This window comes from Sphingomonas lacusdianchii (assembly GCF_022664395.1).
Classification (GTDB): domain Bacteria; phylum Pseudomonadota; class Alphaproteobacteria; order Sphingomonadales; family Sphingomonadaceae; genus Sphingomonas; species Sphingomonas lacusdianchii.
In genome coordinates this window covers 60,934-85,941 of the sequence record NZ_JAKRET010000002.1, presented here as the reverse complement: position 1 = coordinate 85,941, position 25,008 = coordinate 60,934, and the positions used below count along the sequence as shown (strand labels likewise).

23 protein-coding genes are annotated in these 25,008 nt (G+C 65.9%); 12 read left to right on the top strand and 11 right to left on the bottom strand.

Going from position 1 to position 25,008, the window contains the following annotated elements; all coding sequences use genetic code 11:
* Window positions 1-492: 492 nt before the first annotated feature.
* On the bottom strand, window positions 493-2,169 hold the full coding sequence (locus MF607_RS02975) for a DEAD/DEAH box helicase (RefSeq protein ID WP_242115986.1): 1,677 nt from the start codon (window positions 2,167-2,169) through the stop codon (window positions 493-495).
* Between the two features lie 178 nt (window positions 2,170-2,347).
* Between MF607_RS02975 and msrB the strand changes: the two genes are divergently transcribed.
* The gene (gene msrB, locus MF607_RS02970) at window positions 2,348-2,833 is read left to right on the top strand and encodes a peptide-methionine (R)-S-oxide reductase MsrB (protein WP_242115985.1); all 486 of its coding nucleotides are present in this window, start codon (window positions 2,348-2,350) and stop codon (window positions 2,831-2,833) included.
* A 13-nt stretch (window positions 2,834-2,846) separates the two neighbouring features.
* On the opposite strand, the gene MF607_RS02965 is transcribed toward msrB, so the two are convergent.
* Window positions 2,847-3,422 (bottom strand): CHAP domain-containing protein, encoded by a 576-nt coding sequence (locus MF607_RS02965; RefSeq protein ID WP_431311890.1) that lies wholly within the window; start codon window positions 3,420-3,422, stop codon window positions 2,847-2,849.
* A gap of 348 nt (window positions 3,423-3,770) precedes the next feature.
* Here MF607_RS02965 and MF607_RS02960 point away from each other — a divergent pair, with 348 nt between their 5' ends.
* Complete coding sequence (locus MF607_RS02960; RefSeq protein ID WP_242115984.1) at window positions 3,771-4,322, top strand: hypothetical protein; 552 nt, start codon at window positions 3,771-3,773, stop codon at window positions 4,320-4,322.
* A gap of 13 nt (window positions 4,323-4,335) precedes the next feature.
* On the opposite strand, the gene MF607_RS02955 is transcribed toward MF607_RS02960, so the two are convergent.
* Genes MF607_RS02955 through MF607_RS02940 form a run of 4 tightly spaced genes read right to left on the bottom strand, consistent with a single transcriptional unit; the run spans window position 4,336 to window position 8,393 of the window.
* Window positions 4,336-5,073 (bottom strand): extensin-like domain-containing protein, encoded by a 738-nt coding sequence (locus MF607_RS02955; protein ID WP_242115983.1) that lies wholly within the window; start codon window positions 5,071-5,073, stop codon window positions 4,336-4,338.
* Window positions 5,070-5,783 carry an NUDIX domain-containing protein gene (locus MF607_RS02950; protein ID WP_242115982.1) on the bottom strand — a complete coding sequence of 238 codons (714 nt, stop codon included), beginning with the start codon at window positions 5,781-5,783 and terminating at the stop codon, window positions 5,070-5,072. Before MF607_RS02950 ends, MF607_RS02955 begins: the two co-directional genes overlap by 4 nt.
* 37 nt (window positions 5,784-5,820) lie before the next feature.
* Complete coding sequence (locus tag MF607_RS02945; RefSeq protein ID WP_242115981.1) at window positions 5,821-7,047, bottom strand: S1 family peptidase; 1,227 nt, start codon at window positions 7,045-7,047, stop codon at window positions 5,821-5,823.
* 5 nt (window positions 7,048-7,052) lie between these two features.
* Window positions 7,053-8,393, bottom strand: a complete 1,341-nt coding sequence (locus tag MF607_RS02940) for an MFS transporter (RefSeq protein ID WP_242115980.1) — start codon at window positions 8,391-8,393, stop codon at window positions 7,053-7,055.
* 132 nt (window positions 8,394-8,525) lie between these two features.
* Between MF607_RS02940 and cyoA the strand changes: the two genes are divergently transcribed.
* The 9 genes from cyoA (at window position 8,526) to MF607_RS02895 (ending at window position 17,234) form a co-directional block, all read left to right on the top strand.
* Entirely contained in the window at window positions 8,526-9,677 is a 1,152-nt protein-coding gene (cyoA, locus tag MF607_RS02935) for a ubiquinol oxidase subunit II (protein ID WP_242115979.1), read from the top strand.
* A gap of 10 nt (window positions 9,678-9,687) precedes the next feature.
* Window positions 9,688-11,688: a cytochrome o ubiquinol oxidase subunit I gene (gene cyoB / locus MF607_RS02930; protein ID WP_242115978.1), complete on the top strand. Its 2,001-nt coding sequence runs from the start codon at window positions 9,688-9,690 to the stop codon at window positions 11,686-11,688.
* Between the two features lie 5 nt (window positions 11,689-11,693).
* Entirely contained in the window at window positions 11,694-12,323 is a 630-nt protein-coding gene (gene cyoC, locus MF607_RS02925; protein ID WP_242115977.1) for a cytochrome o ubiquinol oxidase subunit III, read from the top strand.
* Window positions 12,323-12,712, top strand: coding sequence for a cytochrome o ubiquinol oxidase subunit IV (gene cyoD, locus MF607_RS02920; protein WP_242115976.1), 390 nt, complete (start codon window positions 12,323-12,325; stop codon window positions 12,710-12,712). The genes cyoC and cyoD overlap by 1 nt, the downstream gene beginning before the upstream one ends.
* On the top strand, window positions 12,709-13,407 hold the full coding sequence (locus tag MF607_RS02915) for an SURF1 family protein (RefSeq protein ID WP_242115975.1): 699 nt from the start codon (window positions 12,709-12,711) through the stop codon (window positions 13,405-13,407). The genes cyoD and MF607_RS02915 overlap by 4 nt, the downstream gene beginning before the upstream one ends.
* A gap of 10 nt (window positions 13,408-13,417) precedes the next feature.
* On the top strand, window positions 13,418-14,713 hold the full coding sequence (locus MF607_RS02910) for an ATP-binding protein (protein WP_242115974.1): 1,296 nt from the start codon (window positions 13,418-13,420) through the stop codon (window positions 14,711-14,713).
* The gene (locus tag MF607_RS02905; protein ID WP_242115973.1) at window positions 14,710-15,240 is read left to right on the top strand and encodes a response regulator transcription factor; all 531 of its coding nucleotides are present in this window, start codon (window positions 14,710-14,712) and stop codon (window positions 15,238-15,240) included. The genes MF607_RS02910 and MF607_RS02905 overlap by 4 nt, the downstream gene beginning before the upstream one ends.
* A 118-nt stretch (window positions 15,241-15,358) precedes the next feature.
* Window positions 15,359-16,858: a L,D-transpeptidase family protein gene (locus MF607_RS02900; RefSeq protein WP_242115972.1), complete on the top strand. Its 1,500-nt coding sequence runs from the start codon at window positions 15,359-15,361 to the stop codon at window positions 16,856-16,858.
* A gap of 10 nt (window positions 16,859-16,868) precedes the next feature.
* Window positions 16,869-17,234, top strand: a complete 366-nt coding sequence (locus MF607_RS02895; RefSeq protein ID WP_242115971.1) for a hypothetical protein — start codon at window positions 16,869-16,871, stop codon at window positions 17,232-17,234.
* A 463-nt stretch (window positions 17,235-17,697) separates the two neighbouring features.
* On the opposite strand, the gene MF607_RS02890 is transcribed toward MF607_RS02895, so the two are convergent.
* The 5 genes from MF607_RS02890 to MF607_RS02870 form a co-directional block, all read right to left on the bottom strand.
* Entirely contained in the window at window positions 17,698-17,859 is a 162-nt protein-coding gene (locus MF607_RS02890; RefSeq protein ID WP_242115970.1) for a hypothetical protein, read from the bottom strand.
* Window positions 17,860-18,019: 160 nt separating this feature from the next.
* Entirely contained in the window at window positions 18,020-18,283 is a 264-nt protein-coding gene (locus tag MF607_RS02885; protein ID WP_242115969.1) for a hypothetical protein, read from the bottom strand.
* Between the two features lie 62 nt (window positions 18,284-18,345).
* Window positions 18,346-19,809: an efflux transporter outer membrane subunit gene (locus MF607_RS02880; protein WP_242115968.1), complete on the bottom strand. Its 1,464-nt coding sequence runs from the start codon at window positions 19,807-19,809 to the stop codon at window positions 18,346-18,348.
* 2 nt (window positions 19,810-19,811) lie between these two features.
* Window positions 19,812-23,021 carry an efflux RND transporter permease subunit gene (locus tag MF607_RS02875; protein ID WP_242115967.1) on the bottom strand — a complete coding sequence of 1,070 codons (3,210 nt, stop codon included), beginning with the start codon at window positions 23,019-23,021 and terminating at the stop codon, window positions 19,812-19,814.
* 6 nt (window positions 23,022-23,027) lie between these two features.
* Window positions 23,028-24,218, bottom strand: a complete 1,191-nt coding sequence (locus tag MF607_RS02870; protein ID WP_242115966.1) for an efflux RND transporter periplasmic adaptor subunit — start codon at window positions 24,216-24,218, stop codon at window positions 23,028-23,030.
* A gap of 118 nt (window positions 24,219-24,336) precedes the next feature.
* Between MF607_RS02870 and MF607_RS02865 the strand changes: the two genes are divergently transcribed.
* Window positions 24,337-25,008 (top strand): TetR/AcrR family transcriptional regulator, encoded by a 672-nt coding sequence (locus MF607_RS02865; RefSeq protein ID WP_242115965.1) that lies wholly within the window; start codon window positions 24,337-24,339, stop codon window positions 25,006-25,008.

The following is a 25,008-nucleotide window of genomic DNA, read 5'->3' as shown; positions in this document are numbered from 1 at the left end:
TCTGTTTCCGGCCGGCCGGTTGTCTCCGGCGGTCTTTGACCGGCATTGCCGCGCGCGCCGAATACGACACGCGGCATTCCACGACCATGTCGTCACGAAAGGCTTGCCCCGGCTGTGCGGAAAGGACGCGCGAGCATCCGGCCTACGCGAGTCTGTGCTCGTCGAACCGGCGCGCCATACGCCTTTTGGGCGGATGGCGCAACGGGTTGGGGTTCGCGGGACGCTCGGAAGGAGGAATTGATTCACGCGAAGGCGCGAAGAGAAAAGGAGAAGGTAGATTTCGCGCAGAGGCGCGGAGGCGCAGAGAGGTTACGATAGGGGCCGCCAATGCTTTCCGGCGAAGCCGTTCAGGATCGCAGTAACGAGTGATGACGGCCGCTGGCGCGGCAAGCGACCACCACTGGCACCGCCTCTCTGCGCCTCCGCGCCTCTGCGCGAAAATCGAACCTTCTTACTTCCTTCGCGTCTCCGCGCCTTCGCGTGAAAACCAGCTTAACCTCGCCGTCCCCCGCGATACGGCTTGGCCGAATGCCGCGGCGGCGCACCGGTCGTGCGACGCTGGGGGGCGGCGGGCGGACCCGACATCTGTTCGAACATCAGATCGTCGTCGGGCGTCGCCGTCCGCTTGACCGAGGCGATGAACTTGGCCGCGATCGCCTTGGGAATTTCAAATGCCGATTCATCGTTGGCGATGCGGATCGCGCCGATCTCGCCCTTGGTGATATGGCCGCGACGGCACAGCAGCGGCAGCAGCCAGCGCGGGTCGGCATTGTGCCGACGTCCGACATTCATCCGGAACCACACCGTATCCTCGAACCCCGGACGCGGCCCTTCCTGCCGTTCACGCCGCTCGGGCACGCCACCCGCCGACAATTCCTCGGGCGCGGGCAGCTTGGCACGATAGGCGCGGACCAGCAGCGCGGCGATATCTTCCGGCGTTTTTTCGGCGAGCAGGCGCGCACCCAGTTCGACATCGGCCTCGTCGAACTCGACCGGCTCGGCCAGCTTGGCGAGCAGGCGTTCGCGGTCGGCGGCATGGATTTCGTCCGGGGTCGGCACCCCGATCCATTCGGCATTGATCTTCGCATCGCGCAACAGGCCTTCGACGCGGCGACGGCGCTGGTAGGGCACGATCAGCGCGGCGATGCCCTTCTTGCCGGCGCGACCGGTCCGGCCCGAACGGTGCTGCAGCGCTTCGGCATCGCGCGGCAGTTCGACATGGACCACCAGGCTCAGCGACGGCAAATCGATACCACGCGCGGCGACGTCGGTCGCGACGCAGACGCGCGCGCGGCGATCGCGCAGCGCCTGCAACGCATGGTTGCGCTCCGACTGCGAATGCTCGCCCGACAGTGCGACGGCATCGAAGCCGCGCTCGACCAGATTGGCGTGCAGATGGCGCACCGCCTCACGCGTCGCGCAGAAGAGGAAGGCCGTATCCGGTTCGTGCAGGCGCAACAGGTTGACGACCGCATTCTCGATATCGTTCGGCGCGACGGTCATCGCCTGATAGCTGATGTCGCCATGGCCGCGTTCGGCCTCGCGCGTGTCGATGCGATACGCGTCCTTCTGGTAGCGCTTGGCGAGCGCCACGATCGGCTTGGCGAGCGTCGCCGAGAACAACAGCGTGCGGCGTTCGGCCGGCGTGCCGTCGAGAATGCCTTCGAGATCCTCGCGAAAGCCCATGTCGAGCATCTCGTCGGCTTCGTCGAGGATCGCGACCTTCAGCCCCGACAGGTCGAGTGCGCCGCGTTCCAGATGGTCCCGCAGACGGCCCGGCGTGCCGACGACGATATGCGCGCCGTGGGACAGGTTACGGCGCTCGCGTGCCGCGTCCATGCCACCGACGCACGACACGATGCGCGCCCCGGTCGGACCGTAGAGCCACAGCAGTTCACGCGCGACCTGCAACGCCAGTTCGCGGGTCGGCGCGATGGCGAGCGCCAGCGGCGTGCCTGCGCGGGGCATCTTGTCATCGGCGTCGAGCAGGTCGCGCGCCATGGCGAGACCGAAGGCAACGGTCTTGCCCGATCCGGTCTGTGCGGACACGAGCAGGTCGCGCCCCTCGGCTTCGGGGGTCAGGACGGCCGCCTGTACGGCGGTCGGGGCTTCATAGCCGCGCGCGGATAGCGCCGCGGATAGCGGTTCGGGCAACGTCGAAAAAGGCATAATGCGCCAAATGGCCCCAAATTGCGGCTACGGCAAGGCCAAGCGTTGCCCTATCTTGGTGTTCCGCACCGACGCCGCGCCGTTTTGAACCGAATTCGTGACGCTGGGTCGGCTGGCGTACCTGCCCGTTGTCGCCGGCCGCCCCCAAACCCACATCGGTCGGACGAAAGGATTGCCCATGTCGATCGATCGCCGCCGCCTGCTCGAACTGACCGGCTTGTCGGGCCTTGCCGCCCTGATCGGCTGCGCGCCCGAAACCAGCGAAGCGGCCCCCAATTTTCCGTTCAAGCTGACCGATGCGCAGTGGAAGGCACGGCTGACGCCGGCGCAATATAATGTTCTGCGGCAGGAAGGCACCGAGCGCCCATATAGCAGCCCGCTCAACGGCGAGAAGCGCAAGGGATCGTTCGCCTGCGCCGGCTGCAATCATCCGCTGTTTTCGTCGACGACCAAGTTCGAAAGCGGCACCGGCTGGCCCAGCTTCTATGCGCCGCTGAACGGCGCCGTGGTCACGAAAACAGACCGATCGCTGATGATGACGCGGACCGAAGTGTTGTGCGCGCGCTGCGGCGGGCATCTTGGCCATGTGTTCGACGACGGACCGCGCCCGACCGGCAAACGCTATTGCATGAACGGCGTGGCGATGACCTTCCGCCCCGCCTGAACGGGGGCCGCGCTCAATCGTTGAGCGCGACGACCTGCCGGGCATGGGCGGGCTGGATGCTGGCACCGCCGGCCGGTGCCGGCGGATCGACCTTGGCGATCTCCATCGGCGCAGCGAACTCGGCCGGGGCCGGCGCGTGGCCCGAATAGATGAAGCCGTTGGTCGGATAGGCCGAAGTGCCGAGCCCGCCCAGCGGACCGAACCACACCTTCACCTCGCTCCAGTCACCCGCCGCCGACACGTCGATGGCGCGCACGTCGCGCTCGATCCCGCCGCGCTGCGACCAGTTGGCATGGGTCAGCAGCACTTCGCGGTCGCTGACGACCTTCGACACCATCGCGACATGGCCAAAACGCATTTTCGAGGTAGCGGCGAACGAAAGGACCGCACCTTCCTTCGGTGCATGGCCGCGTTCATACTTGCCGGCGGCCTGGCTCCACCAGGTATGGGCGTTGCCGAAAATCTCGACGCCCGAAATTTCGCGGGCATAGGGGGCGCATTGCCAGAACCGGGCCTGTGCCGGAGCCACCATCGCCAGAGCGCACGAAACCACCAGCGCAAAACGCGCTGCCAAAGCACCAAAATTCATCTGACCCCCACGGCCCCACGAATGTCTTGGGCGGCATGAAGCAGGGTTTTCCGCGAACGAAAACCCCATGCCCGGCCGATCGGGAACCAATTCCGACGAAGCGTGTTTGCGCGGCGATGACTGGCGGATGAACCGATCCTTGCCGATCGTTCGCGCCTTCTTCGTGCCCCGAACCAGCATTTCGTCCGGTCCCGGACGATGCGACGAACCGCATGACATTGATGTTGCAATGCAGCACCCGACATGATCGGATGTGTCGTCGACCGGGTTCCGCCACGTTCGTTCAGCAAGCTGTTAACCGTTTCCGCGTAACATTCGGTCGTTGGCTATTTGGGCGGGGAGTTGAAGATGGCGATTGCACGCAGACCAGCCGAAGGGGCGATGACGCTGGCCGAAATGAAGGAATTCGCGACGTTCTCGGCGGCGACGCAGCGCTATATCCGCCGCTCGCTCGACATCGGCCTCGATCGCGACGACGCGATGCGCCGCTGGTCGCGCGACGTGGTGGAAGCCGCCAGCATCCGCGCCCAGGCACGCATCTATGACCGCCTGCCCGATATCCGCGCCTGCATTCCGGAAGACAGCGGGCTCGACGCGACCGAGCCGTTCATGACCCCGCTGCTGATGGTCACCGCCTTCGATCTGGGACAGGGGCGGCTGACCACCTTCGGCGCCTATCGCTTCCTCTACGAACGGCTGGTCGGGGCGGAGGCGCGGCCTTGGCTGCCCGCCGCCTTCTGCGCATCGGCGGCACTGCCGCATCTGCACCCGGAATTGCGTCGCAAGCTGTTGCAGTCGCTCAGCGAAGCAGCCGCGACCGCCTCGGGCTGGTCGCTACGGCAACCGGCCTTCTATCCGGCATGGGTCGAAAAGGTCGAGGCCGGCGCACCGATGCACTGACCGGTCGGCGGGGTCAGCGACATGCCCCGCCGAAACCGCGCGCTGCTTGATCGAAGTGGAAATGGTCGCGGTGCGCGGCATTGTAATCGGGGGACAAGACCGTCGAGAACACGCCGCACGCCCCGTCGCGCACCTCACGCAGGAACGCCGCCTTCGCCGCGTCATCACGCCCCCGCCCTGCCGTCCAGTCGCCGACGACGCTGATCCGGCGACCATCGTCAAGGACGAAGGCGGCGATATCCAGCGCATTCGCCGTCGCATGCTCGCTGAACGCCCCGCTGTCGCGACCATAGAGGCGGCGGCAATTATAGCTGCCGAAATTCTGGATGCGCGCGACCGGCGTCCCGAAATGTTTTTGTGCCGCCGGCTGCACGACCTGCCACTCCCATAGCGCCATGCCGGTCGCGACCCGGCACGACACGCCGACATCGGGGGTGATGGCGATGGTGCGCGATCCGCCGCCGCGCATCCGCACCGCGTCGTCATAGCCGCATTGCGCCGATCCCTCGCGCGGTGGCAGCGCGGTGTAGCGCACCCCGGCGGCATCGAGCAGCGACCGGCACCCCGCGAAATCGCCGCTCAGGTCGCCGATCTTGCCGCGCGTGAACATGCCGATCGGCTGCGACAGGTCGAGCGGGGTCCAGGGCACATCCTGCGGCCGGCTGCGGGCAAAGGCATATAGCGCGAACGCGATCGCGGCGAGGATGGCAAGCCAGACGGCCAGGCGTATGCCCGCCGACAGCGCCTTCACCCGCGCACCGCACGCGAAGCCGGTTCGGCAGTCACCGGATAGCCGAGGTCGTCGGGAATGCAGATCCACTCGCCATCGCCGCGCGTTTCGACCCACGGCGTGATGGTCCGCACCGGCCAGCGCGCCGCCGCTGCGAAGGCCGCATTGCTGTCGCCATGTTCGGCCAGCCGCTCCAGCACGCGTCGGGTCGGGAACAGCAACGTCGCCTCGCCGCGGTCCGCCGCCGCCAGCGCGTCGGCGGCCGTCGTCCACAGCACCCGGCTGTTCTCGGTCGCATCGACCCGCGCCTCAGGGGCTGTTTCGGGCAGGTGGGCGAGGAAGAAATGCGTATCGAATACCCGCACCGGCACATGGTCGGGCCGCCACCGGGCATAGGGAACTAGCGGCGTCGGATCGACTGGCGACAGTTCGGCAAGCGGCGCACCGCCGGCCAGCGCGCGCCGCATCGACTCGATATCGCCATCGATGCCGATCGCTATTCCGGCCTCCTCGATCGTCTCGCGAATCGCTGCCAGTCGCGGAGCCAGATCATCGTCGCCCATCGCCAATGCCAACGCATAGTCCCCCGCGTCGATCCGCCCGCCGGGGAACACCAGCGCTCCGCCGGCAAACGCCATCGCCGCCGCCCGTTCGACCATCAATATGTCGGGCGGACCGTCGGACCGATCGCGCAGGACAATCAGCGTGGCGGCGGGAATGGCATCGGTCATCGCCGCCGACTTGGGGAGCGGCGCGCGCGATGTGAAGTCAGTTCGTCGACGCGAAAAGCGGAGCAGGCGGCGGCGCGATCAACAGCCGCCAGCCATCGGGCAGAAAGTCGAGCGACATATAGTAATAGAAGACGCACGATCCGTCGGGTCGATAGCTGCCGCCCTTGAGCAGCCCGATCGCAGTAGTGCCGAGGAACACCGGGCCGCCACTGTCGCCCCCACGGCACCCCGGCCCGGCGACGGCGACCCAGGTTGGCAGGCATGGTCCACCGCACAGATCGCCCGAAGGGGCGAAGTCGGTCATCATCACCTCGGCACAGCTGTAACCGCTGCTCTCACCGCGATGGCAGACGATGTCGCCGACGCGCGTACTTGCTCGACTGCGCTGTGCCTCGACGGCACGGATCTGCGTCCGCGCCGCGTCGGCGTAGAATAGCGGGCGGACGGCGTCGGGCGTCGCATTGACCTGTACGTCGTGAAAGCCCCAGCCCCATTGCCCGACAAAAGTCGTCGGCGTCACCGATCGGTCGGGCGCGATATGGTCGAGTTGATCGGGACAATGGGCGGCGGTGACGATGCCGGTCCGCACGCCATCGGTCACGACGAAACCGGTCGTGCAATAATAACGGCGGCCATTGGTCGGATCGGGCCCGATCAGTCGCGATCCACCGATCACCTCGCCTGCCAGATCCAGATCGGGCCGCCCGGTCGTGGCGAGACGGATTGGCACGCCGGTCAAGTCGGCGAGTCGTCGCCGCAGTGCAGCGACATCGCCCCCGGCATCGGCGGCACCGATCTGGATCACCAATGCCCCCCGTCTCGCATCGATGCCGATCGCCGGCGGTCGGGTCAGCATTGCCCGGATGGCCGCCTGATGCCGGTTCAGCGCGTCGAGCAGCTCGACTCGCGTCGACCGGGCACCGATGCGGAAACGAACCGGTACGGTCAGGTCGCCTGCGCCGATTTGGGCATCGGCGACCGGACGGTTGCCGGTCAGCAGCACCGAGACCGCACCGTCCGGCTCGATGGCGATGCCCGCCAGCCGGTCACGATAGCGCCCCTCGATCCAATCGGTCGCCGCAATGCTGGCGATTTGCTTGCGCAACAGAATGAGCGCCGCGGCCGGATCGATACCCCGGACCCGCGCGACTTCGGCGGCGTCCTGCGCCAATGCGGCTTCGGCAGAAACGACGGTGGCCGCGTCCTGCGCCGCAGCGGGATTTCCCGCCACCAGCGCAAGCGCCGCCACCAGCCAACGTAGCATGTCGCTCAATCGAGCCGGCGCGCCAGTTCCTTGTTGAGCGCGAGTGCCGCCAGCGTGCCGACCGCACCCGACAACAGGTACAGGCCCGACGCGATCAGCCCCAGCTTGTCGGCCAGCGCCAACGCGACCAGCGGCGCGAAGCCCGCACCAAACAGCCAGGCGAGGTCCGACGTGAGTGCCGCGCCGGTATAGCGCGAATCCTTGGCGAAGTTCGACGCGACGGTCCCCGACGACTGGCCAAACGACAGGCCGAGCAGGATGAAGCCGGTGATCATAAACGCGATTTCACCGGCATCGCCGCCGTTCAGCAGCAACGGCGCAAGGCCCGAGAACAGCGCGATCGCGACCGCACCGATGCCGAGCAGCGTCCGGCGACCGACATGGTCGGCGAGCACGCCCGAGATGATGATCGCGAAGATGAAGAAGATCGCGCAGGCGGTCTCGATCCACAGGAAGCGCGCAATCTCCTGTTCGGTGAACAGCAGGATCCACGACAGCGGAAACACGGTGACCATGTGGAACAGCGCGAAGCTGGCGAGCGGCACCAGCGCCCCAATCGCGATCGTCTTCCATTCGCGTGCCACCGTCGGCAGCACCGGCGACGCCTTCAGCTCGCGATTCTCGAACAGCGCGGTATATTCCGGCGTGACGACGATACGCAGCCGGGCGAACAGCGCGACGACGTTCAGCGCGAACGCAACGAAGAACGGATAGCGCCAGCCCCAGCTGATAAAGTCTTCCGAGCTCATATAGGCGGTGAAGAACGCGAACAGCGCGCTGGCCACCATCAGGCCGAGCGGCGCGCCGAGCTGCGGGATCATCGCATACCAGCCGCGACGGTCCTGCGGCACGTTCAGCGCCAGCAGCGAGGCGAGGCCATCCCACGCCCCGCCCAGCGCGATCCCCTGCAGGATACGAAGCGTCGCCAGCAGGATCGCCGACCAGGCCCCGGCCTGCGCATAGCTGGGCAGGAAGCCCATCGCCACCGTGGCGGTGCCAAGCAGGAACAACGCGATGGTCAGCTTCGTCCCGCGCCCGTGCCGCCGGTCGATCCACATGAACAGCAAAGTGCCGAGCGGACGGGCGAAAAACGCCAGCGGAAACAGCGCGAAGGAATAGAGCGTTCCGGTCAGCCGGTCGACATAGGGGAAGACCAGTTGCGGGAACACGATCACTGACGCGATCGCATAGACGAAGAAGTCGAAGAATTCCGACGTACGGCCGATAATGACGCCGATCGCGATCTCTTCCGACTGGACGCTGATCTGCGCTTCGCCATTGGGGGACGTGTTGACCGCCCGGGCGTCGGCCTCGATCTCGCGGGAATGGACGAAGGCCTCGGCCATAGGGACTCCAAACGTTGCGCGGACGGGCGCGCGGGTAGACTGAATGTGCGCCCGTTATCGCAATGCACCAAACGCGGGGATAGGACAAAATGTCCTATCGCAGTGCAGCATCGGTCGGCATAGGTCGCGCGCATGATCCTGCCCCGCTCGCTTCCGTGGCACCGGCCACTGCGTTCGCTCCTGCCTCTCGCGGCCCTGCCGCTTGTCGGCGGGTGCGACATGGTCGTGCTCAATCCCGCCGGCGACGTCGCGCGCCAGCAAGCCGACGTCCTGATGATCTCGGTCGGCCTCATGCTGCTCATCATCATCCCGGTGATGGCGCTGACCGTCTGGTTCGCGTGGAAATACCGCGCGTCCAATGAAAAGGCGACGTACAAGCCGAACTGGGACCATTCGACCGCGCTCGAACTGGTCATCTGGTCGGGTCCGCTGCTGATCGTCATCGCGCTGGGCGCGCTGACATGGATCAGCACCCATCTGCTCGACCCCTATCGGCCGATCGGTCAGATTTCGTCTGGCAAGCCGGTGCCGGAGAATCAGAAGCCGCTGGAGATCCAGGTCGTCTCACTCGACTGGAAATGGCTGTTCATCTATCCCGAACAGGGCATTGCTACCGTCAACCGGCTGGTCCTGCCAGTCGATCGCCAGGTCAGCTTCCGCCTGTCGTCGTCGTCGGTGATGAACACTTTCTACGTCCCCGCCATGGCCGGCATGATTTACACCATGCCCGGCATGGAGACGAAGCTGCATGCGGTGCTGAACAAGCCCGGCACGTTCGAGGGCATGTCGGCACATTATAGCGGCGCCGGCTTCTCCTATATGAACTTCAAGACCACCAGCACCGACACCGCCGGCTTCGACAAGTTCGTCGCAGGCGTGAAGGCGATGCCGAACCGGCTCGACACCGCGCGCTATCTCGAACTCGAAAAGCCGAGCGAGAAAGTGCCGCCGATGGGCTTTGGCGGGATCGAGCAAGGCTTGTTCACGCGCATCGTCCAGATGTGCGTAAAGCCCGGCACGCCGTGCATGACCGAGAGCATGCAGCATGGCGGCGGCCATGGCTCGGCGGTCAACAGCCGCTTGCCCCAGCAAGGCGAACGCACCAAGGGCGCACTGGAAAAGGCGCCGTCCGAATATGGCGTCAGCCCGCACAGCAGCGGCGACGCACCTGAGGGATCGTCGGCCGCCCCCGGCGCCACCGATCCCGGAAGTGACGCCAACCGCAACATGACCCGCAACGCAACGCCTGCGATGCCGGGCCGCCGCGCCCCGGCGCTAGGCTGAGAACCAGATCATGTCCGATACCCTTACCAAGCTGATCTTCGGTCGCCTGACGATCGAAAGCTTCCCGATCCACGAACCGATCATCGTCATGACCTTCATCGCGGTCGCCATCGGCGGCGCGGCGGTGTTGGCGGCGCTGACCTACTTCAAACTCTGGGGCTATCTCTGGAAAGAGTGGTTCACCACGGTCGATCACAAGAAGATCGGGATCATGTACATGATCCTCGGCATCGTCATGCTGCTGCGCGGCTTTGCCGACGCGATCATGATGCGCAGCCAGCAGGCGATCGCCTTCGGCCAGAACGAAGGCTTCCTGAACGCCCATCACTATGATCAGGTGTTTACCGCCCACGGCGTCATCATGATCTTTTTCGTGGCGATGCCGTTCGTCACCGGTCTGATGAACTATATCGTTCCGCTCCAGATCGGCGCGCGCGACGTGTCCTTCCCGTTCCTGAACAATTTCAGCTTCTGGATGACCGCGTCGGGCGTGGTGATCGTCATGGCCAGCCTGTTCGTGGGCGAATTCGCCCGTACCGGCTGGCTGGCGTTCGCGCCCTTGTCGGGACTCGACTACTCGCCCGACGTGGGCGTCGACTATTATATCTGGGCGCTCCAGCTGGCAGGCGTCGGCACCCTGTTGTCAGGCGTCAACCTGATCGCGACCATCGTCAAGATGCGCGCCCCGGGCATGGGCCTGATGAAGATGCCGATCTTCACCTGGTCGGCGCTGGTCACCAACATCCTGATCGTCGCCGCCTTCCCGGTCCTGACCGCCGTGCTCGCCATGCTGTCGCTCGACCGCTATGTCGGCACCAACTTCTTCACCAACACATTGGGCGGCAACCCGATGATGTATGTGAACATGATCTGGATCTGGGGTCACCCGGAGGTCTACATCCTGGTGCTGCCGGTGTTCGGCGTATTCTCCGAAGTCGTGTCGACCTTCTCGAGCAAGCGGCTGTTCGGCTATACGTCGATGGTCTACGCGCTGCTGGTCATCACCATCCTGTCGTACCTGGTGTGGCTGCACCACTTCTTCACCATGGGGTCGGGGGCGAGCGTCAACTCGTTCTTCGGCATCACGACGATGATCATCTCGATCCCGACGGGCGCGAAGATCTTCAACTGGCTGTTCACCATGTATCGCGGCCGGATCCGCTACGAACTGCCGATGATGTGGGCGATCGCCTTCATGCTGACCTTCACCATCGGCGGCATGACCGGCGTGCTGCTCGCGGTGCCGCCCGCCGACTTCGTGCTGCACAACTCGCTGTTCCTCGTGGCGCACTTCCACAACGTCATCATCGGCGCGGTGGTGTTCGGTACCTTTGCCGGCATCAACTACTGGTTCCCCAAGGCGTTCGGCTTCAAGCTCGACCGCACCTGGGGCCTGGTCAGCTTCTGGTGCTGGTTCGTCGGCTTCTGGGTCGCCTTCACCCCGCTTTATGTGCTGGGCCTGATGGGCATCACCCGGCGCCTGCGCCACTTCGACGATCCGAGCCTGCAGATCTGGTTCGTCATCGCCGCCGTGGGTGCCGCGATCATTGCGGTCGGCATCGCCGCCTTCCTCATCCAGATCGCCGTCAGCGTCCTGAACCGCGACAAGCTGCGCGACGTCACCGGCGATCCGTGGGACGGCCGCAGCCTCGAATGGGCGACCTCGTCGCCGCCGCCGGACTATAACTTCGCGTTCACCCCCGTCGTTCATGACATGGACGCGTGGTACGACATGAAGAGCCACAAATATGCCCGGCCGACGGAAGGCTTCCAGCCGATCCATATGCCGAGCAACACCTGGGCCGGGATCGTGATCGCGGGCGTGTCGACCGTCTTCGGTCTGGCGATGGTCTGGTACATCTGGTGGCTGGCGGCGCTGTCGTTCGTCGCGGTGATCGGCGTCGCGATCTTCCACACCTTCAACTACAAGCGCGACTTCCACATTCCGGTCGAGGAAGTCATCGAGACGGAGCTTCGGCGGACCGCCGACCTCCAGGCCGCGGGGGCGTAAGGATTATGGGTTCGTCGGTTCAAGTCCCCGCAGGCGCGTCCGAGCGCGCCTTCCATCTGGCGGAGGAGCATGAGCATGAAGCCGGGTCGAGCACGCTGCTCGGCTTCTGGCTCTACCTGATGAGCGATTGTCTCATCTTCGCCATGCTCTTCGCCTCCTATGGCGTCTATTCGGGCAGCACCGCGGGTGGCCCGGACGCCAAGGAACTGTTCGACCTGCCGTTCGTCGCGCTCAACACCGCGATGCTGCTCTTCTCGTCGATCACCTACGGCTTCGCGATGATCGCTGCCGAAGAGGGCAAGAAGGGCGCGACGCTGCGCTGGCTCGCCATCACCGGCGTGTTCGGCCTGTGCTTCCTCGGCATCGAACTTTATGAGTTCAGCCATCTGATCCATGAAGGCGCCGGACCGCAGCGTAGCGCGTTCCTGTCCAGCTTCTTCACGCTGGTCGGCACGCACGGTCTCCACGTCACCTTCGGCATCGTCTGGCTGGTGACGTTGATGGTACAGGTCGCAAAGTTCGGCCTCGGTGCTGCGAACATGCGCCGCCTGATGTGCCTGTCGCTGTTCTGGCACTTCCTCGACGTCGTCTGGATCGGCGTCTTCACCTTCGTCTATCTGCTGGGAGTGCTGTAATGGCCGGCCACGCACATCACGACGCGCATGCGCACGGCCATGGCGGTCATGGCGATGCGCCCGCGCACGGCTCGCGCCGCGAATATGTCATCGGCTTCCTGCTCTCGGTGGTGCTGACCGCGATCCCCTTCGCGCTCGTCATGACCAATGCCTTTGCCGATAGCCGGATCACCGCCGGCATCGTCATGCTCTGTGCGATCGTGCAGATCGTCGTGCATATGATCTACTTCCTGCACATGAATACGAAGTCGGAGAATGGCTGGACGCTGATGGCGCTGATCTTCACCGCCATCCTCGTGGTCATCGTGCTGTCGGGGTCGCTATGGGTCATGTACCATATGAACCTGAACATGATGCCGCAGATGTCCGGGGAAATGAGCACGATGTGACCCGGCCGGGGGCCTTGCGACGCATCCTGATCGGCACGCTGATCGGATGCGTCATCGCCGGCCTCCTTGCGCTGGGGATTTGGCAGTTGCAGCGTCGGACGTGGAAGTTGGACTTGATCCAGCGAACCGAAACGATGCTGCGCTCGCCCCCCGTCCCCGCGCCGCCGCCATCAGCATGGCGCGCGATCACGACCAACGACGCCTACCGGCCGGTGACCGTCATCGGCCGGTACCGCCCCGACGCCGACAGCTATACCCAGGCCGCGACGGCGCTTGGCGGTGGCTTCTGGGTCCTGACCCCGCTCGATACCGGGCGCTTCACCGTCCTCGTCAATCGCGGCTTCGTGCCTTCCGAACAACGCGGCAAGGTGTGGGCACCCACCGGCACCGTCACGGTAACCGGGCTGTTGCGCCTGTCCGAGCCGGGCGGCGGATTCCTGCGCAGCAACGACCCGACCGAAGACCGCTGGTATTCGCGCGACGTCAGCGCGATCGCCGCCAGGCGCGGCCTGTCCGACGTCGCCCCCTATTTCATCGACGCCGCCGCGACGCCCGGCAAGGCATGGCCCCGCGGCGGGCTGACGGTGGTCAGTTTCCGCAACAACCACCTCGTCTACGCCCTCACCTGGTTCGGCCTCGCCGCCCTGTTGGCCGGCATGACATGGTTTGTCGCGCGGCCGAACAAACGGGCGTAACATGCGCCCGATGCAGCCTGCCATTTCCCCGCCCCCCTATGCGCCGCCGGCCGAGGGGGTCGGCCGCAACATGCTGCTGCTGGTCCAGCTGCGCTGGCTGGCGGTCGGCGGTCAGCTGGCGACGATCCTCGTCGTCGACGGGCTGCTCGGCATCCGGCTACCCCTCGTGCCGATGGCCAGCGTGCTGGCGGCACTGGTACTGCTCAACCTCGTTACCCTTGCCCGCCGGTCCCGGTGGAGTGACACCAACCTGCCGCTGTTCGCGGCGCTGGTTCTCGACGTCGCGGCGCTGACCGCGCAACTCTATCTGTCGGGCGGGGCACGCAACCCGTTCGTGTCGCTCTATCTGTTGCAAGTCGTGATCGGAGCGATCCTGCTGAAAGTCTGGTCGAGCTGGGCGCTGGTCGCGATCACCAGCGCGGCTTTTGCATTGCTCGGCCCGTTCCATCGCCCGCTGCAACTGCCGCCGAGCTATGCCAGCAGCCTGTCCGACGCGTTCCTGCTCGGCAACTGGATCAATTTCGTGCTCGCCGCGACGCTGCTCGTGGCATTCGTGACGCGGATCGCCGCCAATCTGCGCGACCGCGATACCAAGGTGGCGCAACTGCATCAGCGCGCGGTCGAGGAGGAGCATATCGTCCGCATGGGCCTGCTAGCCAGCGGTGCGGCGCATGAACTAGGCACGCCGCTCTCGTCGATCTCGGTGCTGCTCGGTGACTGGAAAAACGAGCCTGCCGTCCGCCGCGACCCGCGCTTCGCCGCCGAGGTCGACGACATGCGGGCCGAAGTCGCGCGGTGCAAGGAGATCGTGTCGGGCATCCTGTTCGCCGCCGGGGAGGTGAAGGGCGAGGCGCCGACCCGCACCACGCTGCGCACCTTCCTGACCGATACACTCGACCGTTGGCGCGGCAGCGACCCCGGCCGCGCCGCGTTCGAAGATCGCCTCGGACCCGATGTGCCGATCGTCGCCGACCGCGCGCTGGCCCAGGCGCTGACCAACCTGCTCGACAATGCGGTGGAGGCGGGCGGACGCGACATCGCGCTGATCGCGCTGCGCGACGGAGCGATGCTGCGGCTGACGGTGCGCGACGACGGCAATGGTTTCGCCGACCGCATTCTCTCCAGCCTCGGCAAACCCTATAATACTAGCAAGGACCGGCAGGGTGCCGGGCTTGGCCTCTATCTCGCGACCAATGTCCTGCGGCCGCTGGGTGGAACGATCGAGGCGGTGAACCGCGACAGCGGCGGCGCGGAAACGACGCTGCTCCTGCCGATCGAGTCGCTGGCGCTGGAGAAGACCAAATGACCGACCGTCGCCTGCTGATCGTCGAGGATGATGCGACCTTTGCCCGGACGCTGTGCCGATCGTTCGAACGCCGCGGCTATACGGTCGAGGTGATCGACGGCCCCGATCGGCTGGACGATGTCGCGCGCCGGTTCGAACCCGAATATGCCGTGGTCGACCTGCGGCTGGGCGGCGCGTCGGGCCTTGCCTGCGTCTCCGCGCTGTCGGCGATCGACCCGACGTTGCGCATCGTCGTGCTGACCGGGTTCGCCAGCATCGCGACGGCGGTCGAGGCGATCAAGCTGGGCGCCACCAACTATCTGACCAAGCCCGCCAACACCGACGAAATCGAAGCCGCCTTCGCCAAGGTCGAGGGCAATCCGCAGGCCGACCTGACCGCCGCGCCGACCTCGATCAAGACGCTCGAATGGGAGCATATCCACCAGACGCTGGCTGATACCGGCTTCAACATCTCCGAAGCCGCGCGGCGGCTGGGCATGCATCGGCGCACCCTCGCCCGCAAACTCGACAAGCGGCATCTTTCCTGATCGCTTAGGGGTTCGAAACCGGCCCCGCCTTGTGGTAACAGGGCGCCAAAGGGGAACGGTTCATCGTGCGGCAGGTTGGAATCCGTATAGGACGCCTGTCGTACCAAAAGAGTCTGGGATGAAAGCGATTACCGAACACCGTCTCCGTTTCGTCCGCACGCTGCGGCGTGCTCTCTTCGCCGGCGCGGGCCTGACCCTCGCGAATGCCGCATCGGCGCAGGTGCTGCCGCCGCCGGTCGTGCCGACCATGCCATCGACCATGCCGATGGTGCAGCCGATCCCCGCCTCCCTGCCGCTGCCGACGCTGACCACCGCGCAGGAGAGCGAACTCGCCCGCCTGCTGGCCCGCGACGCGGTGGCGCAGGGGCTGAAGGACCGTGAGCCGTTGCTGGGTGCGCTGACCGGACCGGCGCTGGTGCAGGCCGCACTCGACCATGCCCATGCGGTGCGCGCCGGACGGCTCGATACCGCCGACTTCCAGAAGGATTGGGCGATGCGCCCGCAATCCTACGATCCGCTGCCGTCGTTCCGCGACGCGGTGGCGAAGGACCGGCTGGCGGCATGGGTCGCTTCGCTGCCGCCGCCCTATGCCGGCTACGATACGCTAGTCACCGGTCTGGCACGCTATCGCAAGATCGCCGCGAATGGCGGCTGGCCTACCGTCGCCGCCGGCTCCGAACTGCGCCCGGGCGGTCGCGGGCCGCAGGTCGCGGCGTTGCGCAAGCGGCTGGCGCTCGAGGATCCCGAATTGTCGGCGAGCGGCGATACGTTCGACACGGCCTTGCTCGACGCGGTCCGCCGCGCGCAGCGGCGATACGGCCTGAACCCGGCCGGACAGGTCGGCGCGCAGACCATCGCCTCGCTCAACGTGCCGGTCGGCGAACGGATCAAGCAAATCAAGGCGAATATGGAACGGTGGCGCTGGCTGCCGACCGAGCTGGAAAAGAACCGTATTCAGGTGAACATCGCCGCGGCGGTGCTGACCGTGTTCGACGGCGACCAGCCGGTGACGTCGATGAAGGCGGTGACCGGGCGTCCAGGCGACGAGACGCCGATGCTGACCTCTACCATCCATTCGATCGTGCTCAATCCGCCATGGAATGTGCCGTCGTCGATCGCCGACAAGGAACTGTGGCCGAAAGAACGCGCCAATCCCGGCTATCTCAAGCGCAACGGCTTCCGCGTGATCGAGACCGAGGGCGGCGGTCGGCGCCTGCAACAGGCATCGGAGCGCAGCGCGCTCGGTCGGTTCAAGTTCGATTTCGACAATCCGTTCGCGGTCTATCTGCACGACACGCCGGCCCAGTCGGGCTTCGCCAATTTCGACCGGTTGGCCAGCCATGGCTGCGTCCGCCTCGAAAAGCCCAAGGATCTAGCGCGCCTGCTGTTGCGGACGACCCCCGAATGGCCGGCGGAACAGATCGACGCGACACTCGCCTCCGGCAAGACCGTGCGGGCAAAGGTGGCCGATCCGGTGAAGGTCTATCTGCTTTACTGGACGGCCTTTGCGACGCCCAACGGCACGATGAGCTTCCGCGAAGATCCGTATAAATGGGACGGCGTGCTGGCGAACAAGATCGCCGCACGCGCCGAGGCCAGCCAGTTGGCGGCACGATAAGGGGATGAAGATGAAGAGCGGATGGCGCGCGATGTTGCTGGCCGGCAGCGGTCTGCTGCTGGCGACCGGCGTGGCGGGATGCTCAGGCTCCGAGCCGGAGGATGCACCGATCGAAAACAGCGCGTTCGACGAGGAGGCACCGCCGCCAACGCCCCTGCCCGAAGAAAATTACGAAGCCGCGCCGCCGGTGACAGAAAATCTGAGCGCGGTCGCCCCGGCGGAGGAACTCCCCCCGCCCCCGCCGATCGAACCCGACCAGCAGGTGCTGGACGACGCCTCCGCGACCGGCATGACCTCGCGCTCGACGCGGGGCGAGGCGAAGGCGGCGGAGGAAGCCCCCGAGGAAGCGGCGCCGGTCAACGAAGCGGAGCAGTAAGCGCTTGATATAAAAGCATGTCGTTCCGCGTCTGAACGGAATCTGTGCGAAAGTCCCCAACCTACCCCGGCGAAGACCGAGATACAGTTGGGGAGCGTCGGTGAGATACGGAAAAGCTCTACCAACCGCACCCCGGCCTGCACCGGGGTGCGGACGTTTTCAGCTAGAGGTGGATAACATAAACCTGACCCGTTCGTCCCGAGTAGCCATTGAGCTTGTCGAAATGGCGTATCGAAGGATCGTTGGTCGCGGGTGCTTCGATACGGGTCTTCGACTTCGCTCAGCCCCTACTCAGCACGAACGGTTCCACCTGTTGTCATCACGATCTAAATCGAACCAGACGTCTTCCCTGCGCAGGCTGAACTCTTCCGGCTTTAGTGCGGGACAAGAGACGGACCAGGTCCCAGCCTTCGCTGGGGCGGCGTCTCCGGTTAGCTGGATCAGACGTTAGGCCGAGACCAACTCAAGCAGCTTCCGCACCTACCTCCGGCCCCGTCACGCCATCGGCATAGGCCTTGTCTAGATACAGGTTCGCCAGTTCGTAATGGGCGTGGACGACCTGTTCATGGTCGGCCTGCTGGGCCAGTTCCAACTGCTGTTCCGCGCGGCGTACAAAATAGGACATTTCGTCCGGTCCGATCAAAGACACGACAACCTCTCATGGGGCGTTTGCCGCCCATTCTAACTCGCCCGGTGCAACCGAACCCGCATGAAACGCATGGCGGCCGCGAGAGATGCCTGTCGCTTCGAAATCTGACGCGGTGATTACACCGCCGGTCGCGGCGTCAGATGCGACGATGCTTCCCGCCATAGCGCCCGCCGATATAGGCGCCGAGCCGGTTCATCTCGCTGGCGGCGGCGACGACCGCATCGGACTGGCAGGGCAGCGGATCGCGCTCATGCTCTGCGGCGCGGCTGGCGACCTTGGCGGCCAGTTCCTCGATATCGGCGCGCGACAACAGGTTCTTTTCGCGCAGCAGGCAGAGCAGGCTTTGCAGGATGACCATGCTCTTCTCGCCCGCTGCGTCGCCCGGCTCGATCGGATTCATCGTTCCTCTCCTATATGTTATAACGGAGAGCATATGCCGATCGCGATGCGATGCAAGGGCCGCTAGTTCAGCCCGCCCCCCAGCGTCCGGTACAGCGTCACCAGGTTCGTCGCGCGGGCGAGGCGCGTCTGGACCAGCGTCTGCCGCGCGGCATAGCTGGTCCGCTGCGCGTCCAGTGTGTTCAGGAACGAATCCACTCCGGCGCGATAGCGCGCGTCGGACAGCCGCTCGGCGGTCGCCGCCGACTGCGCCCGTGCCGTCTGTGCGGCCAATTGCTCGTCGATCGTGCCGCGCGTCGCCAGCGCATCGGCGACCTCGCGGAACGCGGTCTGGAGCGTGCCTTCATAGGTCGCGACCGCCGCCAGCTGCTGCGCGCGGGCGACCTCGACGTTGCCGCGCCGCTGGCCACCGTCGAACAGCGGCAGGGTGGCGGCGGGCGCGATCGAGAAGTTCTGCGTCCCCGCGCCGAACAGGCCGCCCAGCGCCGTGCTGATCGTGCCTAGCGTCGCGGTGAGCGAGATCGTCGGGAACAATGCCGCCCGCGCCGCGCCGATATTGGCATTGGCGGCATAGAGGCGGCGTTCAGCCTGGAGCACGTCCGGCCGGCGCAAGAGGACGGCGGAAGACACGCCGGTCGGCAAATTGGTCAGAACCGCGTCACGCTCGCCCAACTCGGACGGCAATTGCTCGATCGGCACCGTCGTGCCGGCGAGCAGGTTGATCGCATTCTGGTCCTGCGCGATCTGGGCGGTCAGCGCGGCGATGTCGTTGCGCGCCTGCTGATAGCTGGTTTCAGCCTGCTGCACCTCCAGTTCGGAGATAACGCCGACGCGGAACTGCGCCCGGGTCAACTCCAGCGTGCGTCCGAAACTCGCCAGCGTCTCACGCGACAGGCGCAGCTGGTCCTGATCGGCGGCCATGGTCAGCCACGCCGTCGCCACTTCGCCGACCAGCGAAATGCGCGCCGCGCGCTGCGCTTCTTCGGTCGCGAAATATTCCTGCAGCGCCGCCTGGCTGAGGTTGCGGACGCGGCCGAACAGGTCGAGTTCGAAGGCGGAAAATCCGACCGATGCCTGATAGATTTCGAGATTGCCAGACTGGGCCGGCACCCCGCCCGCGCCGCCGGCCTGCCCACCGGCACCCCCCGCCCCGCCCAGCGCACCGAACGGGTTGTTGGTATAGGTGACACCGCCATTCGCGGCGGTCGTCGGCACCTGACTGGCGCGGGTCACGCGATATTGCGCGCGGGCGACCAGCACATTGGCCGCCGTCACCCGGTAATCGCGATTATTCTCCAGCGCGGTCGCGATGACCGCCTGCAACCGCGGATCGGTGAAGAAATCGCGATAGGCGATCGCAGTCACATCGGCCTGTTCGGCGCCCAGCGGCGGATAGGCGCCACCCTGCGGCAGCGTCAGCGGGATCGCCCCCTCCGGCCGGACATTGTTGGGGGCAAGGTTGCACCCCGCCAGCGCCGTCGTGGCGGCAAGGAGGATCAGGCTACGCAGCGTCATCGGGTTGCTCATGGTCATGCCCCCTGCGGCGCAGCTTCGCCGCCGTCGGAGGACCGGTTGCCGCCATCGGGTTCGATGTCCCGGTTGGCGGACGGGGTGTTCTTGTCGCTGCCGCCATGGCCGAACAGGCGCAGGACGACGACGAAGAACATCGGCACGAAGAAGATGGCGAGGATCGTCGCCGACAACATGCCGCCGACCACCGCCCGGCCGATCGCATTCTGCCCGCCGGCCCCGGCCCCGGTCGACAATGCCAGCGGCAACACGCCGAAGACGAAGGCGAGCGACGTCATCAGGATCGGGCGCAGGCGCAGCCGGGCGGCCTCCACCGCCGCATCGACCGCGTTCATCCCGTCTCCCATCCGCTCCTCGGCGAATTCCACGATCAGGATCGCATTCTTCGCCGACACGCCGATCGTGGTGATCAGGCCGACCTGCAGGTAGATGTCGTTGTTGAGACCCGTCAGCCACGCCGCCAGCAACGCGCCGAGAATCCCGAGCGGCACGACGAGCAGGACCGAGATCGGCACCGACCAGCTTTCATACAGTGCGGCGAGACACAGGAACACGATCAGCAGCGACAGCCCGTACAGCGCCGGCGCCTGCCCGCCCGATAGTCGTTCCTCGAACGACAGCCCGGTCCATTCGAGCGCGGTGCCCGGCGGCAGCTTGGCATGGATTTCCTCCATCGCCGTCATCGCCGCACCGGTGCTCAGCCCCGCCCCCGGCGAACCCTGCAGCTGCATCGCCGACTGCCCGTTATACCGGGTCAGCTGGACCGGCGCATTGGCCCATTCGAGCGTCGAGAAGGCGGTGAACGGCACCATCTGTCCGGTGGCGTTGCGCACATACAGGTCGCCGACATCTTCGGGGCTCAGGCGGTACGGGGTATCGGCCTGGATATAGACGCGCTTCACGCGCCCCCGATCGATGAAGTCGTTGATATAACCGCCGCCCCATGCCGTCGAGATCGTCGAATTGACGTCGGCAAGGTCGAGGCCCAGCGCGCGCGCCTTGTCCTCGTCGATATTGATTTTCAGCTGCGGCGCATCGTCGAGGCTGAGCGGACGCACCTGTGCGACGCGCCCGTCCTGCGCGGCCATGCCGAGCATCATGTTGCGCGCCTGGAGCAGACGGTCATGGCCGATGCCGCCGGTATCGACGAGTTGCACGTCGAACCCGGTCGCATTGCCCAGTTCCTGCACGGCAGGCGGCACCAGCGCGAAGATCAGCCCGTCCTTGTAGCCCGCGAACGCGCCCATTGCCCGACCGACGATCGACTGTGCCTTGTTCTCGGCACCGCTGCGTTCGTCCCACGGCTTCAGGTTGACGAACACCAGACCGGCATTCTGCCCCTGTCCCGCAAAGCTGAACCCGTTGATCGTGAAGACCCCGGCGACATTGGCCGATTCCTGCTTGAGGAAATGGTCGCGCACCAGGTTCAGACCCTTTTCGGTACGACCGCTGGTCGCGCCCGCCGGGCCCTGTACCAGCGCCAGCACCGTCCCCTGATCCTCGTCGGGCAGGAAGCCCGAGGGCAGGCGCGTGAACACGAACACCATGCCGCCGACGATCAGCAGATAGACCAGCATCGACCGTTTCCAGTTGCGCGTGGTGCGCCGGACGCCGCCTTCGTACTTGTGCTGGCCGCGTTCGAACTTGTCGTTGAACCAGCGGAAGAAGCGCGCGAGCAGGCCGTTGCCCTGCTCATGCTTGTGCGGATCATGCGGTTTCAGGATCGTGGCGCACAATGCCGGCGTCAGGATCAGCGCGACCAGCACCGACAGCACCATCGCCGACACGATCGTGATCGAGAACTGGCGGTAGATGACGCCGGTCGACCCGCCGAAGAACGCCATCGGCAGGAACACCGCCGACAGGACGAGGCCGATGCCTACCAGCGCGCCGGTGATCTCGTCCATCGACTTGCGCGCCGCTTCCTTCGGCGACAGCCCTTCGGTCTGGATCAGACGTTCGACGTTCTCGACCACGACGATCGCGTCGTCAACCAGCAGGCCGATCGCCAGCACCATGCCGAACAGCGTCAGCGTGTTGATGGTGAAGCCCGCGACCGCCATCACCGCAAAGGTGCCGAGCAGCACCACCGGCACCGCGATGGTCGGGATGATCGTCGCCCGCCAGTTCTGCAGGAACAGGAACATGACGAGGAAGACCAGCACCACCGCCTCGATCAGCGTGTGGATGACCTGTTCGACCGACAGGCGGACGAACGGCGTCGTGTCGTACGGATAGATGACCTTGACGTCGCCCGGCAGGCCGCGACCGATTTCCTGCGCGCGCGCCTTGACCAGTTCGACCGTGTCGAGCGCATTGGCACCCGCCGCCAGCCGGACGCCGAAGCCCGATGCCGGACGGCCGTTATACTGCACGTCGAAGCCGTAATTCTCCGCGCCGATCTCGACCCGCGCGACATCGCCCAACCGGACGACCGCGCCGTCGGCATTGGTCTTCAGCCGGATATTGGCGAACTGCTCTGGCGTTTGCAGGCGCGACTGAACGCTTACCGTGGCGTTCAGCATCTGCTCCTTGGGCGCCGGCTGCGCGCCGATCTGTCCGGCGGAGACCTGCGCATTCTGCGCCTGTACCGCCGCCGTCACGTCGCCGATGGTCAGCTGATAGCTGTTGAGCTTCAGCGGATCGACCCAGATGCGCATCGCATATTGCGCGCCGAACACCTGCAATTCACCGACGCCGGATACGCGGCTGATCGGGTCCTGGAACTGCGACACCACCATGTCGGACAGGTCGTTGTTGCTGTGCGATCCGTCGGTCGAGACCAGACCGACGACAACCAGGAAGCTGGCGGCGGACTTGGTGACCTGAATACCCTGCCGCTGCACCTCCTGCGGCAATAGCGGGGTCGCCGCCTGCAACTTGTTCTGGACCTGCACCTGCGCGATGTCGGGATCGGTGCCCTGTTCGAACGTCAGCGTGATCGTCACCGTCCCCGCCGAGGAGGAGGAGGACGAGAAATAGCGCAGATTGTCGATGCCGCGCAGCTGCTGTTCGATGATCTGGGTCGTCGTACGCTCCAGCGTCTCCGCGTCCGCCCCCGGATAGGTGGCGGTGATCGCGACCGCGGGCGGTGCGATTTCGGGGAACTGCGCGATCGGCAGGCTGCGGATCGCGATCGCGCCGGCCAGCATCATGACGACGGCGATGACCCAGGCGAAGATGGGCCGGTCGATGAAATAGCGGGACATCAGCGGTTACTTCGCCTGTGCCTGCGGACCGCCGGCGGCACCGGGGGCAGCGCCCTGCGGTGCCGCGCCGGCGGTCTGCGGCGTCCATGGATAGCCCTTCACCGGAGTGCCGGGCTGCAACATCTGCGCGCCTTCGACGACGACCTTGTCGCCGGGCTGCAACCCGCCGGTCACCAGCCACGCATCGCCGATCGTGCGGTCGGTCGTCAGCGGGCGCGGCGCCAGCTTGCCGTCGGCCCCGACGACCAGCACCGTCGCGCTGCCCTTCGGATCGCGGGTCACCGCACGCTGCGGCACCAGCATGCCGTTCGCCTTGGTCCCTTCGACCAGTTCGGCGCGGACATACATGCCCGGCAGCAACAGCCCGCGCGGATTGGCGAAGACCGCCCGGATCGCCTGCGTCCCCGTCGCCGGATCGACGGTCACGTCGGTGAACTTCAACGTCCCCTCGATCGGATAGGTGCTGCCATCCTCCAGCTTCAGCCGGACCCGCGCCGCGCCGGACCCGCGCGACAGGTCGCCGTCGAGGATCTGCTGCCGCAGCTTGAGCAGGTCGGCGCTCGACTGCTGGATGTCGACATAGATCGGGTCGAGCCGCTGGATGGTGGTCAGCGCCTCGGTCTGCGCCGCCGACACCAGCGCGCCGGTGGTATAGACCGACCGGCCGATCCGGCCCGAGATCGGCGCCTTGATCGTCGTGCGCGACAGATCGATCTGCGCCTGTCGCAACGCGGCCTGCTGCGCGGCGATGTCCGCCTGCGCCTGCTGCGCGCCGGTCACCGCATTCTCATATTCCTGCCGACTGATCGCGTTGATCTTGACCAGTTCGCCATAGCGCCGGGCGAGGTTGCGGGTCGAGGCGATCGATGCCTGCGCCCGCGACAGTGCCGCACGGGCACTCGCCACCGACGCCTGATAAGGCGACGGGTCGATGCGATAGAGCGGCTGACCCTGCCGGACATAATCGCCCTCCTGGAACAGCCGGGCGAGGATCAGCCCGTTTACCTGCGGTCGCACATCCGACGTTTCATAGGGCGCGGTGCGGCCCGGCAACTGCGTGGTCAGCGTTACCGGCTGCGCCTGTACCGTCACGAAGCCGACCTGCGGCGGCCCCTGCGGCGCGCCCTGCTGCGGTTGCTGTTCGCCGCCGCCCCCGCCACAGGCCGAAAGGAGGAGCGCCAGTGCCAATGGGGCCATGCGATTTTTCATGAACGTCCTCGACGGATGTGCTAAACGTGAGTGATCGATCACTCACACATTGGCGGCGCCTACGCCGACCGGCGGAAAGTGGCAAGAGGTTACAGGTGAATCGGACGTGAATTTGTTGCAGTGCGGAGCGGCATGCCGGGCGAGCAAGGCATTGGCCCGGCGCGAAAAGCTGGTGGCGGTGGCGCGGACGCTGTTCGCCGAACATGGTTTCCACGGGACTGGCGTCGCGCAGATCGCGGCGGTGTCCGGCATCAAGGTCGGGCAGATTTATCGCGATTTCGCCGACAAGGAGGCGATCGTCGCCGCGATCGTCGAGGGCGACCTCACCACCTTCCTGCACGAGGCCGAGATTGCGCAGGCGGTGAAGACCGGCGATGTCGATGCGATCCGCGCATGGCTGCGGATGTTCTTGCAGTGCGGCAGGGACATCGAGTCGCGACAGTTGATGCCCGAAATTATCGCCGAGGCTGCGCGCAACGACCGGATCAAGGCGATCGCGCACGACATCAACCGCCGGGTCAAGCAGGCACTGATCCTGTCGCTGACCGGCCTTGCCCCCCGCCCCGATCAGGCCGAGTCGCGTGCCGAGCTTGCCGAAATGATCCTGACGGTCGGCGCCGGGATCATGCACCGCCGTATCGCGGACCCCGATTTCGACGATGCGACCGCCTATTCGCGGCTGATGAACCTTGTCGAGCGCTGGGTTGACCAATTGTTGGACAGTCCGGCGTACCCGGGTCTCCAAAAGAACCATTGCGGATTTGTTGCAGCGGGTTAA

What these genes read in the sequence shown, in the direction of transcription:
- MF607_RS02975 (WP_242115986.1), bottom strand. Translation starts at nt 2,169, where the DNA reads ATGCCTTTTTCGACGTTGCCCGAACCGCTATCCGCGGCGCTATCCGCG.
- msrB (WP_242115985.1), top strand. Translation starts at nt 2,348, where the DNA reads ATGTCGATCGATCGCCGCCGCCTGCTCGAACTGACCGGCTTGTCGGGC.
- MF607_RS02965 (WP_431311890.1), bottom strand. Translation starts at nt 3,422, where the DNA reads ATGAATTTTGGTGCTTTGGCAGCGCGTTTTGCGCTGGTGGTTTCGTGC.
- MF607_RS02960 (WP_242115984.1), top strand. Translation starts at nt 3,771, where the DNA reads ATGGCGATTGCACGCAGACCAGCCGAAGGGGCGATGACGCTGGCCGAA.
- MF607_RS02950 (WP_242115982.1), bottom strand. Translation starts at nt 5,783, where the DNA reads ATGACCGATGCCATTCCCGCCGCCACGCTGATTGTCCTGCGCGATCGG.
- MF607_RS02945 (WP_242115981.1), bottom strand. Translation starts at nt 7,047, where the DNA reads ATGCTACGTTGGCTGGTGGCGGCGCTTGCGCTGGTGGCGGGAAATCCC.
- MF607_RS02940 (WP_242115980.1), bottom strand. Translation starts at nt 8,393, where the DNA reads ATGGCCGAGGCCTTCGTCCATTCCCGCGAGATCGAGGCCGACGCCCGG.
- cyoA (WP_242115979.1), top strand. Translation starts at nt 8,526, where the DNA reads ATGATCCTGCCCCGCTCGCTTCCGTGGCACCGGCCACTGCGTTCGCTC.
- cyoB (WP_242115978.1), top strand. Translation starts at nt 9,688, where the DNA reads ATGTCCGATACCCTTACCAAGCTGATCTTCGGTCGCCTGACGATCGAA.
- cyoC (WP_242115977.1), top strand. Translation starts at nt 11,694, where the DNA reads ATGGGTTCGTCGGTTCAAGTCCCCGCAGGCGCGTCCGAGCGCGCCTTC.
- cyoD (WP_242115976.1), top strand. Translation starts at nt 12,323, where the DNA reads ATGGCCGGCCACGCACATCACGACGCGCATGCGCACGGCCATGGCGGT.
- MF607_RS02910 (WP_242115974.1), top strand. Translation starts at nt 13,418, where the DNA reads ATGCAGCCTGCCATTTCCCCGCCCCCCTATGCGCCGCCGGCCGAGGGG.
- MF607_RS02905 (WP_242115973.1), top strand. Translation starts at nt 14,710, where the DNA reads ATGACCGACCGTCGCCTGCTGATCGTCGAGGATGATGCGACCTTTGCC.
- MF607_RS02900 (WP_242115972.1), top strand. Translation starts at nt 15,359, where the DNA reads ATGAAAGCGATTACCGAACACCGTCTCCGTTTCGTCCGCACGCTGCGG.
- MF607_RS02895 (WP_242115971.1), top strand. Translation starts at nt 16,869, where the DNA reads ATGAAGAGCGGATGGCGCGCGATGTTGCTGGCCGGCAGCGGTCTGCTG.
- MF607_RS02890 (WP_242115970.1), bottom strand. Translation starts at nt 17,859, where the DNA reads ATGTCCTATTTTGTACGCCGCGCGGAACAGCAGTTGGAACTGGCCCAG.
- MF607_RS02885 (WP_242115969.1), bottom strand. Translation starts at nt 18,283, where the DNA reads ATGAATCCGATCGAGCCGGGCGACGCAGCGGGCGAGAAGAGCATGGTC.
- MF607_RS02880 (WP_242115968.1), bottom strand. Translation starts at nt 19,809, where the DNA reads ATGAGCAACCCGATGACGCTGCGTAGCCTGATCCTCCTTGCCGCCACG.
- MF607_RS02875 (WP_242115967.1), bottom strand. Translation starts at nt 23,021, where the DNA reads ATGTCCCGCTATTTCATCGACCGGCCCATCTTCGCCTGGGTCATCGCC.
- MF607_RS02870 (WP_242115966.1), bottom strand. Translation starts at nt 24,218, where the DNA reads ATGGCCCCATTGGCACTGGCGCTCCTCCTTTCGGCCTGTGGCGGGGGC.